The organism is Legionella anisa, assembly GCF_001467525.1.
Classification (GTDB): Bacteria; Pseudomonadota; Gammaproteobacteria; order Legionellales; family Legionellaceae; genus Legionella; species Legionella anisa.
In genome coordinates, this window is sequence record NZ_LNXS01000054.1 from 452,869 (window position 1) to 468,898 (window position 16,030).

The window sequence follows — 16,030 nt, forward strand, 5'->3', positions numbered from 1 at the left end:
TAGCGCAGCGGAACCCGGGATTAAGAAGTTTACTTACGCTCTAGAAACTTCGGGTTCCGCTGCTCCATCCAGGTTATACTAGAACATTTATTATGCTTTTTTAAATTTAAATGGTAAATATCTAGGTTCCCAAAACATGTCTTCTACCAGTTTTTCTAAATCAGCATCCTGATTTTTTTGTGCAAGTCCGGAATCAATAGCGCAACGCGCTACAGCGACTGCAATTTCCTTAGCAACCGTTTGCGCATCATCCAAAGCGGGTAATAAAGGTAAGTAACTTTCTTTTTTACTGGGTGCGAACTGACATAAAGCATGTGCAGCAGCCAGGATCATATCTTCAGTTAATTTTGTTGCGTTCACCGCGAGGACTCCAAGTCCTATTCCAGGAAAGACCAACGCATTATTACATTGGGCAATTTGTACCATGCGATTATGATATTCAACTGCTGGAAAGGCTGTACCTGTAGCAATTAAAGCTCTTCCCTGACTCCAAGTTAGGATGTCTGCTGGTTTTGCTTCGCATTTTTCATCTGGATTAGACAAGGGGAAAATAATAGGACGTTCACAATTAACAGACATGGTTTCGATGATGTCTTGAGAGAAAGCTCCTGCTTGAGCAGAACAACCTATAAGAACAGTAGGTTTAACATGTCTTACCGTATCAGTAAGTGAAGGATGTTGTTTTTCATTGATGGTCCATTTTTCTATTTCTTTGGGATCACGTGCATAAGGTTTTTGTGCTTCAGTAAGCTCGGGGTCCGTATTAAGTAACAAGCCTTGACGGTCAATCAACCAAAAACGTTGGTACGCTTCGGCGGGAGTAATCCCTTCACGCACCATTGCATCAATAATTTGATCGCTAATACCAGTTCCTGCAGAACCTGCACCAAAAACAACAATTCGTTGTTCATGTACTTTTGAACCGGTTACATCACAGGCTGCTAATAAAGCCGACAAGGTCACAGCGCCAGTACCTTGAATGTCATCATTAAAGGTACATAATTGGTCTTGGAATTTTTCCAGAATACGTCGCGCATTACCTCGGCCAAAATCCTCCCAATGCAAAAATGCATTAGGGAATTGTTTGTGAATTTCATGAACAAACGTAGAAATAAATTCGTCATATGCAGCGGAACTAATGCGTGGATGACGACAACCTAAGTACATAGGATCATTGAGTAATTCTTGATTATTTGTACCTACGTCAAGAAATATGGGTAGGGTACGAGTTGGTTCAATACCTCCGCATAAACAATAAACCATTAATTTGGCAACAGGAATGTCCATTCCTCCAATGCCCTGATCACCTATACCCAAGACTCCTTCTCCATCAGTAACGACAATCACATCGATTTCTGGATTAGAACGATTTTTTAATATTTCTTCTATTTGATTTTTATCTGTATGGGAAATATATAAACCGCGAGGTTGTCTATACTCATGACTAAAGCGTTTTACTGCAGTTCCTACTATAGGCGTATATATTGTAGGTAACATTTCACCTAAATGGCGGTTGATTAATTTATAGAATAAAATTTGATTTTTATCGTGCAAATTATTTAAATAAATATTTTGTTGTAAGCGTGTTGTATAACTGGAATATTGTAAATAAGCGCGTTTGACTTGCTCATCCAATGTTTCAACGCGATGAGGCAGTTTTCCTAACAGACCAAACTCTTTTCTTTCTTCGTTTGTGAATGCTGTGCCTTTGTTCAATTGAGGAGTCGTTAGGAGTGGTTTACCGCAAAGAGAAGTTTCAATATATTGTTCTCCTGTTTGAGGATCACGTAGCAATTTAAAATCAAGCATAGTTATCTCATAAGATGGCGTTAGCGTTTGTCTAATGATAATATCGGTTTTTTGTAGTTTACGATAGGTTGAGTATGAATAAATCTTTAGCAGTATTATTTATAATTTTAGGGTTAACATCTTGCTCAGCAAAAAATGAACACTATTACAAAGCGCATCCTAATGAATTGCAACAAGCGTTAAAAGCTTGTCCAAACAAACAACCTGCGGGTTTGACCTGCGAACAATTGGAATCTCTTGCCAATCGTATGAATAGACTGGCATATCAATTACAACTCAGTCCCCAAGGTTTCGGAAAAAAAATTATGGCTTTGCAAGAGACAATTGTTAAAGAACAAGCACAATTAAAAACTGAGAATAATAATCCAACGTTACAAGCCAATTTAACTCAAAACAGACATGATTTAGCTGATCATTTAGCAGTGGTTAGATGGTTTGAATCACCTATGAGTTAAAAGATGAGAGTACTAATAAGTAATGATGACGGAGTTTTTGCACCCGGAATTAATCGATTAGCCAAGGAGTTATCAACTTTTGTAGATATTGAAGTCGTTGCTCCTGATAGAAATAGAAGTGGCTCAAGCAATTCTTTGACTTTGTCACGACCGCTAAAAGCTAAAAAATTGGATAATGGTTATTATAGCGTTGAAGGCACTCCAACGGATTGTGTGCATTTGGCAGTAACTGGTTTTTTAGATACCGAATTTGACATGGTTGTTTCTGGAATTAATGATGGTGCTAATTTAGGTGATGACATTCTTTATTCAGGTACTGTAGCTGCCGCAATGGAGGGGCGCTACTTAGGGTTGCCTGCTCTTGCATTTTCTATGGTAGGGGATAACATCCAGCATTATGATACAGCGGCAATTATTGCCAAACATTTGGTAATGAAATTAAGTACTCATCGCCTTCCTTCTCAAACTATTTTTAATATTAATGTTCCTGATATGCCTTTGAATAAAATAAAGGGCTTGCAAGTTACTCGTTTAGGGACTCGACATGGTGCTGAGCCTGTTGTAAAAGATAAGGATCCTAGAGGACGGCCTATATACTGGATTGGTTTGCCTGGAGCTGAGGCTGATGCAGGTCCCGGAACAGATTTTTATGCGATAAGCGAAGGGTATGTTTCAATCACACCTCTTCATTTGGATATGACAAATTACAAAATGTTTGATCAATTAGCCAATTGGCTCGATGGGATCCACATTTGAGCGCAAGAGTTCTATTCAATAAAACAATTTGTTTGAGGTTCAATAAATGATAGCCACATTTTGCAAAAGATTTGTATGCCTTCTCCTCATTATAACCTTAGTTGGTTGTGGAAATAATTTAGCTCCCGTTACTGAGTTAAAATGGAATCCTTATTCACGCTATCAGAAAGTATATGTAGTAAAGCGTGGAGACACGCTTTTTTCTATTGCGTTTCGTTATGATACGAATTATAGAACCCTAGCTCGGTTAAATCATATTAATCCCCCTTATTCTTTAAAGGTCGGGCAAGTTATTAACTTACAAGGGATTACTCCTAGACATAGGCAAACAGTACGTCCTGCCACAGTGAGACATTATTATGTTACTCCTCAAGCAAGACCTTCTGTAATTTATTCGCCTGCAAATAGATATGCTCGTTCTGCTTCAGGATGGTTATGGCCCGTGAGTGGACGAGTTACTACATCATTTATTCCAGAACAAGGGAAAAAAGGTATAAACATTGCATGTAAAAAAGGTGAGAAGGTAATGGCGTCGGCAGAAGGTGTGGTTGCCTATGCTGGAAGTGGGTTAGCTGGTTATGGTAACTTGATTATTATTAAGCACAATCATGAATATTTAACTGCTTACGGCAATAATGCACGGATTATGGTTTCCGAAGGACAGCATGTAAAAGCAGGACAAATTATTGCGATAGCAGGTATTATCGATCGCAAGTATACAGGTGTTCATTTTGAAATCAGGAAGTCGGGCGTACCAGTCAATCCTTTGAATTATCTACAAAAAGGTTGACAGATAACTTGTAGTTATAGCAACAATAACCTTTTTATGAAGTATAATGTAGTTATGGAATAAATTTCGCAATATGACTAGAGTTTGTACGTATTTCGCGAGATTGAGCCAAACTGGCCTGATTTTCGAGTACCGAAGCCAGCATACACGTAGTATGTGAGCATCGGAACGTAGAAAATCAGGCCAGTTTTGGCCAAGATAGTAGAAATGTAAACAGACTATAACACTATAGGTGAAAAACAATGCACGAAGACGATGAGTCAAGTAAAGAACCAGAACTTAAGGATGAAGATTGGTCTGAACCAGACGATGAATCACTCTTAATTGAGGAAGACATTGATTCTCTTCTTGAAAAAGATGAAGAAGATGATGCCGATCTTCCTGATTTTTCGGATGATAATGCATTTCCCTCATTTCGTGGTAAAAATGCACTAAAAATGATGGATGCGACACAGCTCTATTTGAGTGAAATTGGATTTTCCCCTTTGCTCAGTGCTGAAGAAGAAGTGCATTATGCAACCCTTGCTTTGAAAGGGGATGTTGCTGCCCGTAAAAAGATGATTGAATCTAATTTACGTTTGGTTGTTAAAATTTCACGCCGTTATCTTAATCGTGGCTTACCTCTTCTCGATTTAATCGAAGAAGGAAATTTAGGTTTAATGAAATCAGTTGAGAAATTTGATCCTAAACGTGGTTTTCGTTTTTCAACTTATGCCACATGGTGGATTAGACAAACAATTGAACGTGCTATTATGAATCAAACACGGACTATTCGATTACCTATCCATGTAGTTAAAGAGTTGAATGTGTATCTTAGGGCAGCTAGGCAACTGACCCAAAAATTAGATCATGAGCCTTCTCCTGAAGAAATTGCAGAAATGGTTGATAAACCTTTGGAAGATGTACAAAAGTTATTAGGATTGAATGATAAGGTAACCTCTGTTGATACCCCCATCGGCTTTGATGAAAATAAATCATTATTAGACACTATAGCCGATGAAAACAGCGTAAATCCTGCGGAGCTGTTAACTAATGAAAATTTGCGTTTACATATAGAATCTCTATTGGATAAATTGACCGAAAATCAACAACAGGTTATTGCTAGAAGATTTGGCTTAAGAGGGTTTGAAAAAGCAACACTTGAGGATGTGGGTAAGGAAATTGATTTGACACGAGAACGTGTTCGTCAAATTCAAGTTGAAGCATTAAAAACATTACGTGGTTTATTAGAAAAAATGGGATTAACACAGGAAGATTTGTTTTAGAGCGTCCCACTGTATAAAAAAATTTTATGCTGTATTGTAGCCTGGATAAACGAAGGAATTTGAGAATTTTCGGAGCCCTACGTTTCAACCAGGCTATTTTTTTATTGTTACTATCAAAAAGATAAGGAGTCCTTTTAATGAAGAAAATGATTTTATCCGTTTTATTTGCTTTATCATCAGTGGTTCATGCAGAACAACTAACAACATTTACGGATATGGCCGATGCAATATCTCAAGGAAAAAAAATCACTTTGGTAATGAATATTCAGGAGTGCAGCTCACAAAAAATGCCTTCAACTTCCCTTATTGGAGCAACACAACCGGATGCTTTTATGATTATTGACAACAACCGAATTACTGCCTCAATGAAGCATTTTACTTTGGATAATCCTATCTCTCGAGGTAAGCCTACTTTTGAATACCTTAAATACAATATTAATGCAGATGGATCTGTTTCTATAAAAAGTACGATGATGGATGCTACGAATTACCAGCAAATTGCAATTCATCAAATGGATTGTACTTTAAATAAGGGTTTTAAAGTTTTTGGTTGAATTTTGTAGCCTGGGTGAAGGCGAAAGCCGTAACCCGGGATAGTTGCATCGTTCTTAGATATAAATGACATTCAAACTCAGAAACCTGGGTTCCGCTGCGCTTCACCCAGGCTACAAAGCACAGGCTTTATGGGTTCGTAAAGTTCGCTTTCAGTCCTTGCCAGCAATCCGCATAATTTTTTTGCTTCTGTGGAATACGCATAGCCTGCTCAGTAACTTTCCATACATCTTTAGTTTCAAACATGAAGGCTAAAGTATTCAAATAAAGTTCAGGCTCTAATTCTTGCGCTATAGCTTTTTCATAACTTATTTGATCGGGTCCATGTGGGGTCATGCAGTTATGAATACTTACTCCACCAGGCGAAAATCCTTCCTTTTTAGCATCGTATTCACCGCGGACAAGCCCCATGAGTTCATTCATATAATTGCGGTGGTAATAGGGGGGTCTAAATGTATGTTCAGCAACCATCCATCGAGGAGGAAAAATGACAAAGTCTAAATTGGCTACTCCGGGTGTATCGCTTTCTGAAGTTAACACAGTAAAAATACAGGGATCAGGGTGATCAAAACTTACTGTATTAATTGTATTAAACAAGCTTAAGTCATAACAATAAGGAGCATAATTACCATGCCAAGCTACCACATTAAGTGGTGAGTGATTGCATTTTGCTGTCCATAATTTATTTTGATACTTGCATATAAGGGTTGCTTGCGTAATACCTTGCTCAAATGCAGCAGTAGGGTATTGAAAGTGTCGAGGATTAGCTAAACCATTAGCTCCGATAAGTCCTAAGGGAGGTAGAGTGAGTGGACTGCCGCTGTTTTCACATAGATACCCTTTTGTTTCGGCGCTAATGAGTTCCATTTTGAATTTAACGCCACGAGGAATAACGGCTATCATGCCTGGACATATATTTAATTTTCCAAACTCAGTATGTAAGTTCACCTCGCCCAAGTAAGGAACAAAAAGCATTTCCCCATCATTATTGGCGAAGTATTTATCTTGCATGGAGCGGGTACAATGATAAATATATGCATTGACATGTTGGCTTCCTGCAAGATGAAACATGCCTTCGACAAAATCAGAATCTTCTTCTTTAAACAAGTCCAGAGGAGACCAACGCAGGGGATTTGGGGACTGTTCTGCATGATAGGGTTTGAACAGTTCCATCTCATAAACCTGATATGTGCCTTGAACTACAGAGGGTAGAATGCGGTAAAGCCAGCTTCGTAAATTATTATGTCTTGGGCGAGTGAAGGCTGTCCCACTTAATTGTTCGGCATAAAGACCTAAGTTACAGTGTTGTGGCGAGTTCTGGCTACTTGGCAAAGCGCCTGGAACTGCTTCAGTTTGATGATAATTACCAAATCCCTGCAAATACACTGTTGATCTCCTTTAGTGTTATGGATTCATTGAGTTACTCTGGGTGGAGCGTGGAGTCCAAGTTAGCTGCATTTATTTTCCAAGTTACACCCGTAATATTATTTGCAATAAATTAAAAACTTCATGCTGGGGGCTACTATAGTCTAAAAAAGTTAAAAATGTCGAGTCCAAATAGTAGTTAAGTTATTCTTTTTAACAAAAGAGCATGTATAATTTATACAAAATTAAATATAGTTTTGAGGTAGTAACATGGCGGGTCATAGTAAGTGGGCAAATATTAAATTTCGTAAAGGCGTTCAAGATGCAAAACGGGGAAAAATATTCACTAAGTTAATTCGAGAGATTACTGTAGCTGCTCGTATGGGAGGAGGAGATGAATCTTCTAATCCAAGATTAAGGGATGCAGTTAAAAAAGCGCTTAATGCGAATATGAAGCGCGATACAATTGAGAATGCGATTAAGCGTGGAGTGGGGGGGCTTGATGGTGAAATAATGTCTGTTATGCGTTATGAGGGTTATGGACCGGGTGGGATTGCAGTTCTTGTAGATTGTTTATCAGATAATAAAAACCGAACTGTATCTGATGTACGTCATGCATTCACGAAAAATGGCGGCAACTTGGGAACAGACGGTTCAGTATCTTATCTCTTTACCAATCAAGGCGAGATTCTTATGGCGCCCGGACAATCCGAAGAGCAGGTTATGGAGATTGCCATAGATGCTGGTGCAAATGATGTGTCCGTAGATGAAGGTCAAATTGAAGTGATTACTCCTGTCGAAACATATCATAGTGTTTTAAATGCGCTTACAGAAGCAGGTCTGGAAATTGAACAATCTCATTTAACCATGCGTGCACAAACTTTAGTCTCTATCGATGATGACTCAGCAGAAAGTCTGTTGAAGTTAATTGATATGCTGGAGGATTTGGATGATGTGCAAGAAGTATACAGTAATGCGGAGTTCTCTGAAAAACAATTAGAATCAATCGATTAATGGCCATAATTTTAGGGATAGATCCTGGTTCAAGGATTACAGGATACGGTTTGATTAAAGAGTCAGATCGTAAAATTGAATACATTGATAGTGGTTGCATTCGTACTGCTCCAGATGGTGAATTAAGCCAAAAGTTATTGCAGATATATGATGGTATTTGTCAATTAATGGACCATTATTCGCCTACAGAAGTCGCGATTGAACAAGTATTTATGCATGAAAATCCAAATTCAGCTTTAAAATTAGGACATGCACGCGGTGTTGCTATGGTTGCTGCAGCATCGCATCGAGTTAAAGTAAGTGAATATTCTGCGCGAGAAATTAAACAAATGGTAGTTGGGTATGGCGCAGCAGAAAAGGCACAGGTAAGTCACATGGTCGTACATCTTCTTGCCCTGAATAAGGCGCCACAAAAAGATGCTGCAGATGCCTTGGCAATAGCAATTTGTCACAGTCATATGCGCCATAATTTATCCTCAGTGATTGGTAGACGAGGATTAAGGAGAAGGAAAAGATGATTGGTTGGTTGGACGGACAAATAATTGATAAACATCATCCAGGAAAATTGGTTCTTGATGTTCATGGTGTTGGATATGATGTTGAAACCTCATTAAATACCTTTTTTCAGCTTGATAATCTAAATGGTTCGGTAGGACTACACATCCACACCATCGTTCGGGAGGATGCTTTGTTGCTCTATGGTTTTCTGGAGAGACAGGAAAGGGAGTTATTTAGAGCTTTGATTAAAGTAAATGGTATTGGTCCGAAACTTGCCATGTCAATTCTTTCCAGTATTACTCCAAATGAATTTATTCAATGCATTCAACAAGAGAATGCTTCTTTTTTAATGAAATTACCTGGCATAGGTAAAAAAACAGCGGAGCGTTTAGTTGTGGAAATGCGTGATAGCATGAAGCAATTTTCTGTATCTACGGCTGATTCACAAGGTAAGCTAGTTCCCGTAATCAACGGACAGGATGAAGCAATTAGTGCTCTGGAAGCACTGGGATATAAGCCACAGGAAGCACTAAAAGCAGTCAATAAGGTAAATGATAATTCTAAAAATTGTGAACAGCTTATTCGTGATGCCTTGCAGGTTCTAGCCTCCCGATGATTAAACTAGACCAATTTAAACGCAGTGATCTCTCCGAAGCTAAGCTAGAGAACAACTTCTTTTTACAATTAATGAATTGTTCAGCTGAGAACAATATTTTGATATGAATAAATAGCATCAGGATGACACATTACTTTTCTTGAACGGGCATAAAGAATCGAACAATTAATCCTGTACCTTCTTTGGGAGTATCTAACATTAATCGTCCTCCATGGAGCTCGGCAATTTGTTGAACGATTGCCAAACCAAGTCCGCTTCCTGGACTTTTGTTTCCCAATACCCGGAAAAAACGTTCGAAAACACGCGATTGTAACTCCGCTGGAATTCCTGGTCCATTGTCACTGACTTCAAACATTACTTCGTTTTGTAGTACCGTCAGACGAACGGTAATTCTGCCGTGTTCATTGCAGTATCTAATGGAGTTATCAACAAGATTACGAATGAGTATTCCCAAAGCAGTTGAATTGCCATAAACACTCAAATTATCTACATCGCTTTCAAATTCTAGATCAATTTGTTTTTCCACAGCCGCGGGTGCAAGCATAGCAAGTATTTCTCGAGTTAATCGACTTAAATTAACTTCATCTTTCTCCTCCATGTGCGCTGCTTCTGGTACAAGTCGGCTCATAGTAAGTAACTGTTGGACTATATGAGTACTGCGATTAACACTTGCAATAAGTTTTTGTAATGCCTGATTTTTTTCTTCTATGTCATTAGAGTGTAATGCAACTTGCGCTTGGGTTTTTAGTGCAGCGAGCGGAGTGCGCAGTTCATGCGCTGCATCAGCAGCAAAACGTTTTTCTCGCTCAAATCCTTCTTTGAGTCTGAAAAACAATTTATTCAATTCATCGATTACCGGCTTAATTTCCTCCGGAACTTCGTGTAAATCTACTGGTTCAAGATGGGTGGGAGCGCGGTTTGCGACTTCTTCAGCAACTTTTTCGAGACTATCTAGACCGCGGCCAATGATAATCCATATGAGCAGACCTGATAACGGGAAAGTCAAAAGCATAATATAGAGATCATCTTGAGCAATTCGATGACCCAACTCATTTCTTGTGTCGTAACGCTCAGCTAAAACGGTGCGAATTCCGGCTTTATCATTGTAGGTTGTAAAGACACGCCAATCTTGGGTGGATACTTTTTTATCACTAAATCCATCGACTTCCGAAGTTAAAGGAATTTTGGGTGCTGAAGATGAGTGTAACAATAATTTGCCGCCATTGGTCCAAACCTGAAAATTAAACTTATTTAGATAGTTTTCTGGAGGCTCTTCATTCAAAAATCTTTTTTGATAGTATGTATCAATTTTTTTAGGAATTGTTTCAAGTGCCTCTTGAATTTTTGCTAAAGGGCGTTGATGCAGATCGTCGCCTAGTAATGCTTGATAAGAAAGTGCAGATACGGCCATTAAACTATCTAAGTGATCTTGAATGTCCTTTTGATCAAGATAGTAGTTACCTATAGCAGTTAATGTGGTCGTTATAGTAATGGCCAGCAATAAATTTATGAGAAGAAACTTTCTTATAGAAGATTTCACGATACAGAAATACCATCATTTTTTTCTGCCATATATCCAACACCTCTAATCGTGCGAATGAAATTGGCATTAAGCTTTTTACGTAGATTATGTATATGTACTTCCAGTGCGTTACTATCTACGTCTTCTTCCCATCCATAAATACTTTGCATGAGTTGTTCCCGTGATAAAACCTGACCACTGTTTTCTAGAAGTTTCTGCAATAGCGCAAACTCTCTGCGAGGAACATTGACTAGAACATCATCAACAAATACAGAGTGAGCTGCTGGATCTAAAGTAATGTTTCTATATTGCAGAACAGAATCAGCACGGCCTTGTGAACGTCTGACCAGGGCTCTGATTCGGGCACTTAGCTCGTTAAGATCGAAAGGTTTTATCAAATAATCATCTGCCCCGCTATCTAAACCTTTTACACGATCTTCAACTGATTCCCGAGCGGTTAAAATAATAACAGGAGTTGGATTACCATCATGGCGTATACTTTGTAACAATGCGAGTCCAGAGAGCTTGGGTAAACCCAAATCCAGAATAATTAGCTCAAATGATTCAGATTTTAACGCGGCACGAGCAGCTTCCCCGTCTCTAAGCCAATCTACAATATAACCAAATTGGGTTAAGCCGGTTTTGACCGCATCACCAAGTAATTCGTCGTCTTCAACTAGCAATAGTCTCATTCTTGCTCCTATTGTTTTTCAAGGCCAGTTTCATCCATGTGTTTTGTTAGATAAAAAGCTTGAATTAATACAAAAAGCAGAGTAAAACCAACCCCACCAAATAACTTAAAGTTAACCCAGGCATCGGTATTAAAATTATAGGCAACATAAATATTTACTGCACCCATTAAAATAAAGAACAATACCCATGCCAAATTCAATCTATGCCAGATTTTTCCAGGAAGAGTCACATTGGCTTCCATCATTTTCTGGATCAATGGTTTGCTACCAATATAACCTGAACTAAAAAAGACTAAAGCAGAGAGCCAATAAATACCCGTTGGTTTCCATTTAATAAACCATGGATTATGGAAAAAGAGGGTGGCTCCTCCTAAGACCATAATTATTGCAAGGCTAATTAAATGCATTTTTTCATAATGCTGAAATTTTAATCGGTAAAAAGCTACTTGGCTTAAAGAGGCAATCATAGCAACAGCCGTCGCAGTATAGATACCAAAAAATTTGTATACTATAAAAAATAAAACTATAGGAAAAAAATCAAATAGTAATTTCATATACCTTAAATACAATAAAATAAGTTACTTTGAGTATAACACAAGTTTTTGTGCTCTCCTCCTTGCTTTATACCAGAAATGAAAAATAATTGTTAATAATAAGCCACTATGTATTCGTTAAATCGATTGGTACGGTTCTTGGACAGAATAATGAGGTCATTTGGGACCAAGATAGTAGAAATGTAAACAGATCCTAAACTAACCAACAAATATTTTTTGTCCGCTATACAACGGATCATTTCGTTTAAGTCCAGGATTTAATGTAATAATGCGCTCTATTTGCGTTTTATGTTGTCGAGCTATAGCACTGAGGCTGTCGCCTTTTTTTACAATATACTGAATGGGTTGGTGTACTTTTTTCCAGATCACAAGTTGCTGACCTATTTGTAAGGGTTGATTGCTTGCTAATTTATTCCATATTTGGATGTCTGTAGCACTAACGCCATAAGTTCTTATCAGCGTCTGGTATGTCTCGTTCTCTTGCACAATATGAATAACACGATGATTTTGGGGGAAAGGTATTTGATGCTCTAATGGCAGGGCGGCGGGTGCTATGGGTTCCTTTTTAACAACGGCAGGAGCATTTCTGGTGCTCGGAATTAAAAGGAATTGATTGGGTTCCACACGATTTGTCGTGAGTTGATTTAACTGTTTTATTAAATTCACTGTGGTGTGATATCTAACAGCAATATTATCCAAGTTGTCGCCGGGTTGTACTATGTGCTTTTCCCAGCTAACACGTTTTTCTGCGGGAAGGTTAGCAAGGTTTAAATTAAATTGATGTACTTTTTCAGCAGGGATAAGTAATTTTATAGGCTTATCGGGGGCGGTAGTCCAGCGATTAAAACCAGGATTTAATTTGATTAACTCTTTATAACTGATTCCTGCCATTTTAGCAGCATGGTTTAAATCAATAGGGGTTCCTATATTTACTTCCACAAAATAAGGAAGATAGGGGATTTCAGGGAGTGTTAATTTATATTGTAATGGACTTTTAATGATTTCTGCTAAGGCAAGCAGGCGAGGGACATAAATTTGAGTTTCTCTTGGCACAGTTAAATCCCAAAAACTTCGAGCGCGTCCACCTGTTGCTTTGATTGCTCGATCTATAGTTCCTTCCCCCGCATCATAAGCAGCTATGGCCAGAATCCAATTGCCATTAAAGAATTTATTGAGATAAAGAAGATAGTTAAGCGCGGCATCGGTTGAGGAGCTGATGCTGCGTCGCGCATCAAACCACCAATCTTGTTTTAATCCTAAACCGGCACCTGTTTGTGGCATTAATTGCCATAATCCAGCGGCACCTGCTACAGAATAAGCAAAGGGGTCAAAAGCACTTTCAATCATGGGCAACAGGGCTAGCTCGCCGGGGAGATTTCTTTTTTTTACTTCGTCAATAATATGATAAAGATAAGGTTCAGACTGATGGCATACTTTATTAAGAAAGCCTGGATGAGCTATAAACCAGCGGATTTGCTCCTGTACCTCAGCGCGCGATGTTTCATGATTTAAGGCGAATTGAGCACGTAATACTTCCCATGCATCAGTATCTGCATGCACTAAAGTCTCATTAGTAATGCCCAAAAAAATGAGTAAACAGAATAAAAAAACTTTTATTTTGAAAAACTTAAATTTCAATGGTAATTACCTATGAATATAATTAACTATCGAGTTTACTAAAATTAGTTATAGGATTAAACCTCGTTGTGCTCAATAAGCCCATAAAGGTCCAAATTGAATCTCTCTGGGTAATTATTTGAATGAATTTTTTTCTTCTCTTAAAACCCTAAATATTTCTAATGAATTATTTGATGTTGCTCCATGTTTTAATGCGTATTTTTGTACTTCAAGTTGATCGGTGCGTAAAAAAGGATTAACTGATAATTCCAGTTCCAAAGTCGATGGGAGTGTGCAGGGACTTTTTGAGTGATGTATTTTTTGTAAGTAGTGTTGAATATTGGGGTTATTAGGTTCTACTGTTTGTGCAAAGCGCAAGTTTTGCTGGGTGTACTCATGAGCACAAAATATTTTCGTAGTGGGGGGTAATGTTTTGAAAAGAGATAACGATTGATGCAGTTGTCCCAGCGTTCCGTCAAAAACACGTCCGCAACCTGCAGAAAAAAGCGTATCGCCGCAGAACAATAATTCATGCTGGGTTTCATAATAACTAATATGACTTGAAGTATGTCCTGGGTTGAATAAAATTTTGAAAACACATTTCCCAACTTGAATGGTTTGATGTTCTTGTAGCGTATTATTTACATTAGGAATTCGTGGATCATTTGGACCATACACAATACATGAGGGATAGGCTTTGAGTAATTGACTCACTCCTCCAATATGATCCTGATGATGATGTGTTAATAAAATTGAACGCAATTTTATTTGGTTTGCATGAGCAAATCGTACTACGGGTTCTGCGTCACCAGGATCGACGCAATCAAATGCTCCTGCAATTTTATCAATAATCGCCCAAATGTAATTATCTGAAAAAGCAGGAATCGGAAAAATAGTCATGCATAAGCCTCAATAATATAAGAAGAAATGCCCGGATTAAAATAAGCTTTGAGTGCATTTAATACAGTTTTCATTTCCTCAGCTAAAGTAAATGGTGGATTAATTATCCATAAACCACAACCTGACATTCCCTCCATTGGTGCCCCAGTCAAGTTAAATTCAATATGCAAAGCATTTTTTGCCTGGATTTCTTTCATACCTCTATTGAGTTTATCAGTTAATCTTTTATTGACCAGTGGATACCAAAGACAAAATACTCCTGTAGCAAAACGGGAATAGGCGTGTTTGATTGAAAGTGGGATTTCCTTATATTCTTCTTTTATTTCAAACGAAGGATCAATAAAAATGAGTCCTCTTTTTTCTGGCGGAGGAAGTAATGCGTTCATTGCTGCAATACCGTCGGTATTGCTGAAATGTGCTTTTTTATTCAAGCGAGGAAGTTGACTCAGCGTTTCAAACTCCCTTGGGTGAAGCTCGCAAAAATACATTCTATCTTGCATTCGTAACATGTTGATCGCTAAAAACGGTGAACCAGGATAATCTCTTAATGCACCAGTAGGATTGAGTAGATCAATTACCTGAAAATAGTTTTGAAAAACAGAGGGTAAGGACTTTCTGTTATGCCAAATTGGTTGAATGCCTTGTTTGAATTCTTGTGTTTTTTCAGATTGTTTACTTTTTAAATCATATAAGCCTTTGCCTGAATGGGTCTCAAGATAAAATATGGGTTTATCTTTAAGTTTTAGGTAGTTCAAAAGACGGGTCAAAGCGATGTGTTTGATTACATCAGCAAAATTACCTGCATGATATCCGTGTTGATAGCTGAGCATGTTATTCCTAAAGCATTTTTATAAATGTCTACTATACTCTTTTTAAGAGAGTATAAAAGGGGAAAGCTATGGATCTTCACGAAGATTATGATGACCAATCATTCTCTGATTATAATTATGATGATGATATTGAGTCTACCGCTCATCGAAAAAACGTTAGGCGCCTACTGGAGGAAAAGTTGGAGCGTAAACGTTTAAAAGAGGAGTTTAAAGATGATTTTGATGAGTTGAGCGGAGATTTTGATTGGGATGTCATAGATAAATAATTTTTTTAATAGGCCCTGGCTGCAAGCAGCTGAATCTTTTATACATCGCTGAAAACCAGCCAGCTCTACTCCGACTTCCGCGGCTTGTCCGCGGGATCTAGTAGATCTGTGCTAAAACACTGGACCCCGCGGCTTCTCCCTGAGAGTTCCTCACAAAATTTAACCAGGTAGAATGTCATTTGTTGCCCGTCATCCCTGCGTAGGCACACTACTGTCCGGTAAAAGGAAAAAGAATAGTTGCACGTCCTTGATAAAACACCAAGAATGGCATCCTAAATCCCTATTTAGATCAAAGATGTACTGTGAAAGATAGCGTTTTTCAAGAACCATTAAAATCTAATTTTTTTGTAGACTCCTCAGCATTCATCTAGGCACATCACTTAATCTTGCTTCGATCTGCTCCCTCTCCCGCGCAAGGAATTTGAATAGTAAGATACTGTTCTTCGGGGGAAGAGGGTTGGGGAGAGGGCGTTGGACAAATCGATACTGAGACACCATGCAAAAATTTTGCGAAAACAGAGCACTGATA

The 16,030-nt window shown here is 38.3% G+C and carries 17 protein-coding genes; 9 read left to right on the plus strand and 8 right to left on the minus strand.

Translation table 11 applies throughout. The annotated features are described in order from the left end of the window. Nucleotides 1–90: 90 nt before the first annotated feature. Entirely contained in the window at nucleotides 91–1,809 is a 1,719-nt protein-coding gene (locus Lani_RS18415) for an NAD-dependent malic enzyme (RefSeq protein WP_019233186.1), read from the minus strand. 74 nt (nucleotides 1,810–1,883) lie between these two features. Between Lani_RS18415 and Lani_RS18420 the strand changes: the two genes are divergently transcribed. The 5 genes from Lani_RS18420 (at nucleotide 1,884) to Lani_RS18440 (ending at nucleotide 5,629) form a co-directional block, all read left to right on the plus strand. Then, nucleotides 1,884–2,264, plus strand: coding sequence for an EexN family lipoprotein (locus Lani_RS18420; protein ID WP_019233185.1), 381 nt, complete (start codon nucleotides 1,884–1,886; stop codon nucleotides 2,262–2,264). A 3-nt stretch (nucleotides 2,265–2,267) separates the two neighbouring features. After that, a complete protein-coding gene (surE, locus tag Lani_RS18425; protein WP_019233184.1) occupies nucleotides 2,268–3,020 on the plus strand; it encodes a 5'/3'-nucleotidase SurE in 753 nt (250 codons plus the stop codon). Between the two features lie 46 nt (nucleotides 3,021–3,066). Further along, entirely contained in the window at nucleotides 3,067–3,810 is a 744-nt protein-coding gene (locus Lani_RS18430; RefSeq protein ID WP_019233183.1) for a peptidoglycan DD-metalloendopeptidase family protein, read from the plus strand. Between the two features lie 242 nt (nucleotides 3,811–4,052). Then, nucleotides 4,053–5,075, plus strand: coding sequence for an RNA polymerase sigma factor RpoS (rpoS, locus tag Lani_RS18435; protein ID WP_019233182.1), 1,023 nt, complete (start codon nucleotides 4,053–4,055; stop codon nucleotides 5,073–5,075). Nucleotides 5,076–5,212: 137 nt separating this feature from the next. Then, on the plus strand, nucleotides 5,213–5,629 hold the full coding sequence (locus Lani_RS18440) for a VirK family protein (protein ID WP_019233181.1): 417 nt from the start codon (nucleotides 5,213–5,215) through the stop codon (nucleotides 5,627–5,629). Between the two features lie 127 nt (nucleotides 5,630–5,756). Here the strand turns inward: Lani_RS18440 and hmgA are convergent, their stop codons facing one another. Beyond that, nucleotides 5,757–7,013, minus strand: a complete 1,257-nt coding sequence (hmgA, locus tag Lani_RS18445; protein ID WP_019233180.1) for a homogentisate 1,2-dioxygenase — start codon at nucleotides 7,011–7,013, stop codon at nucleotides 5,757–5,759. A 249-nt stretch (nucleotides 7,014–7,262) separates the two neighbouring features. Here hmgA and Lani_RS18450 point away from each other — a divergent pair, with 249 nt between their 5' ends. From Lani_RS18450 to ruvA, 3 genes are read left to right on the plus strand one after another with little or no spacing between them, the layout of a single operon-like run. Beyond that, nucleotides 7,263–8,006 carry a YebC/PmpR family DNA-binding transcriptional regulator gene (locus tag Lani_RS18450; protein ID WP_019233179.1) on the plus strand — a complete coding sequence of 248 codons (744 nt, stop codon included), beginning with the start codon at nucleotides 7,263–7,265 and terminating at the stop codon, nucleotides 8,004–8,006. Further along, the gene (gene ruvC / locus Lani_RS18455) at nucleotides 8,006–8,524 is read left to right on the plus strand and encodes a crossover junction endodeoxyribonuclease RuvC (protein WP_019233178.1); all 519 of its coding nucleotides are present in this window, start codon (nucleotides 8,006–8,008) and stop codon (nucleotides 8,522–8,524) included. Before Lani_RS18450 ends, ruvC begins: the two co-directional genes overlap by 1 nt. Then, on the plus strand, nucleotides 8,521–9,120 hold the full coding sequence (gene ruvA / locus Lani_RS18460) for a Holliday junction branch migration protein RuvA (RefSeq protein WP_019233177.1): 600 nt from the start codon (nucleotides 8,521–8,523) through the stop codon (nucleotides 9,118–9,120). Before ruvC ends, ruvA begins: the two co-directional genes overlap by 4 nt. Nucleotides 9,121–9,250: 130 nt before the next feature. Here the strand turns inward: ruvA and Lani_RS18465 are convergent, their stop codons facing one another. From Lani_RS18465 to Lani_RS18490, 6 genes are all read right to left on the minus strand, one after another. Then, a complete protein-coding gene (locus Lani_RS18465) occupies nucleotides 9,251–10,660 on the minus strand; it encodes an ATP-binding protein (RefSeq protein ID WP_019233176.1) in 1,410 nt (469 codons plus the stop codon). Continuing rightward, entirely contained in the window at nucleotides 10,657–11,334 is a 678-nt protein-coding gene (locus tag Lani_RS18470) for a response regulator (protein WP_019233175.1), read from the minus strand. The genes Lani_RS18465 and Lani_RS18470 overlap by 4 nt, the downstream gene beginning before the upstream one ends. A gap of 8 nt (nucleotides 11,335–11,342) precedes the next feature. After that, nucleotides 11,343–11,888 carry a septation protein A gene (locus Lani_RS18475; RefSeq protein WP_019233174.1) on the minus strand — a complete coding sequence of 182 codons (546 nt, stop codon included), beginning with the start codon at nucleotides 11,886–11,888 and terminating at the stop codon, nucleotides 11,343–11,345. A 198-nt stretch (nucleotides 11,889–12,086) separates the two neighbouring features. After that, nucleotides 12,087–13,526 (minus strand): lytic transglycosylase, encoded by a 1,440-nt coding sequence (locus tag Lani_RS18480; protein ID WP_040522297.1) that lies wholly within the window; start codon nucleotides 13,524–13,526, stop codon nucleotides 12,087–12,089. 114 nt (nucleotides 13,527–13,640) lie between these two features. After that, nucleotides 13,641–14,405, minus strand: a complete 765-nt coding sequence (gene gloB, locus Lani_RS18485) for a hydroxyacylglutathione hydrolase (protein ID WP_019233172.1) — start codon at nucleotides 14,403–14,405, stop codon at nucleotides 13,641–13,643. Further along, nucleotides 14,402–15,235: a 23S rRNA (adenine(2030)-N(6))-methyltransferase RlmJ gene (locus Lani_RS18490; protein ID WP_019233171.1), complete on the minus strand. Its 834-nt coding sequence runs from the start codon at nucleotides 15,233–15,235 to the stop codon at nucleotides 14,402–14,404. The genes gloB and Lani_RS18490 overlap by 4 nt, the downstream gene beginning before the upstream one ends. A gap of 68 nt (nucleotides 15,236–15,303) precedes the next feature. Here Lani_RS18490 and Lani_RS18495 point away from each other — a divergent pair, with 68 nt between their 5' ends. Next, the gene (locus Lani_RS18495) at nucleotides 15,304–15,501 is read left to right on the plus strand and encodes a PA3496 family putative envelope integrity protein (RefSeq protein ID WP_019233170.1); all 198 of its coding nucleotides are present in this window, start codon (nucleotides 15,304–15,306) and stop codon (nucleotides 15,499–15,501) included. Nucleotides 15,502–16,030: the final 529 nt, after the last annotated feature.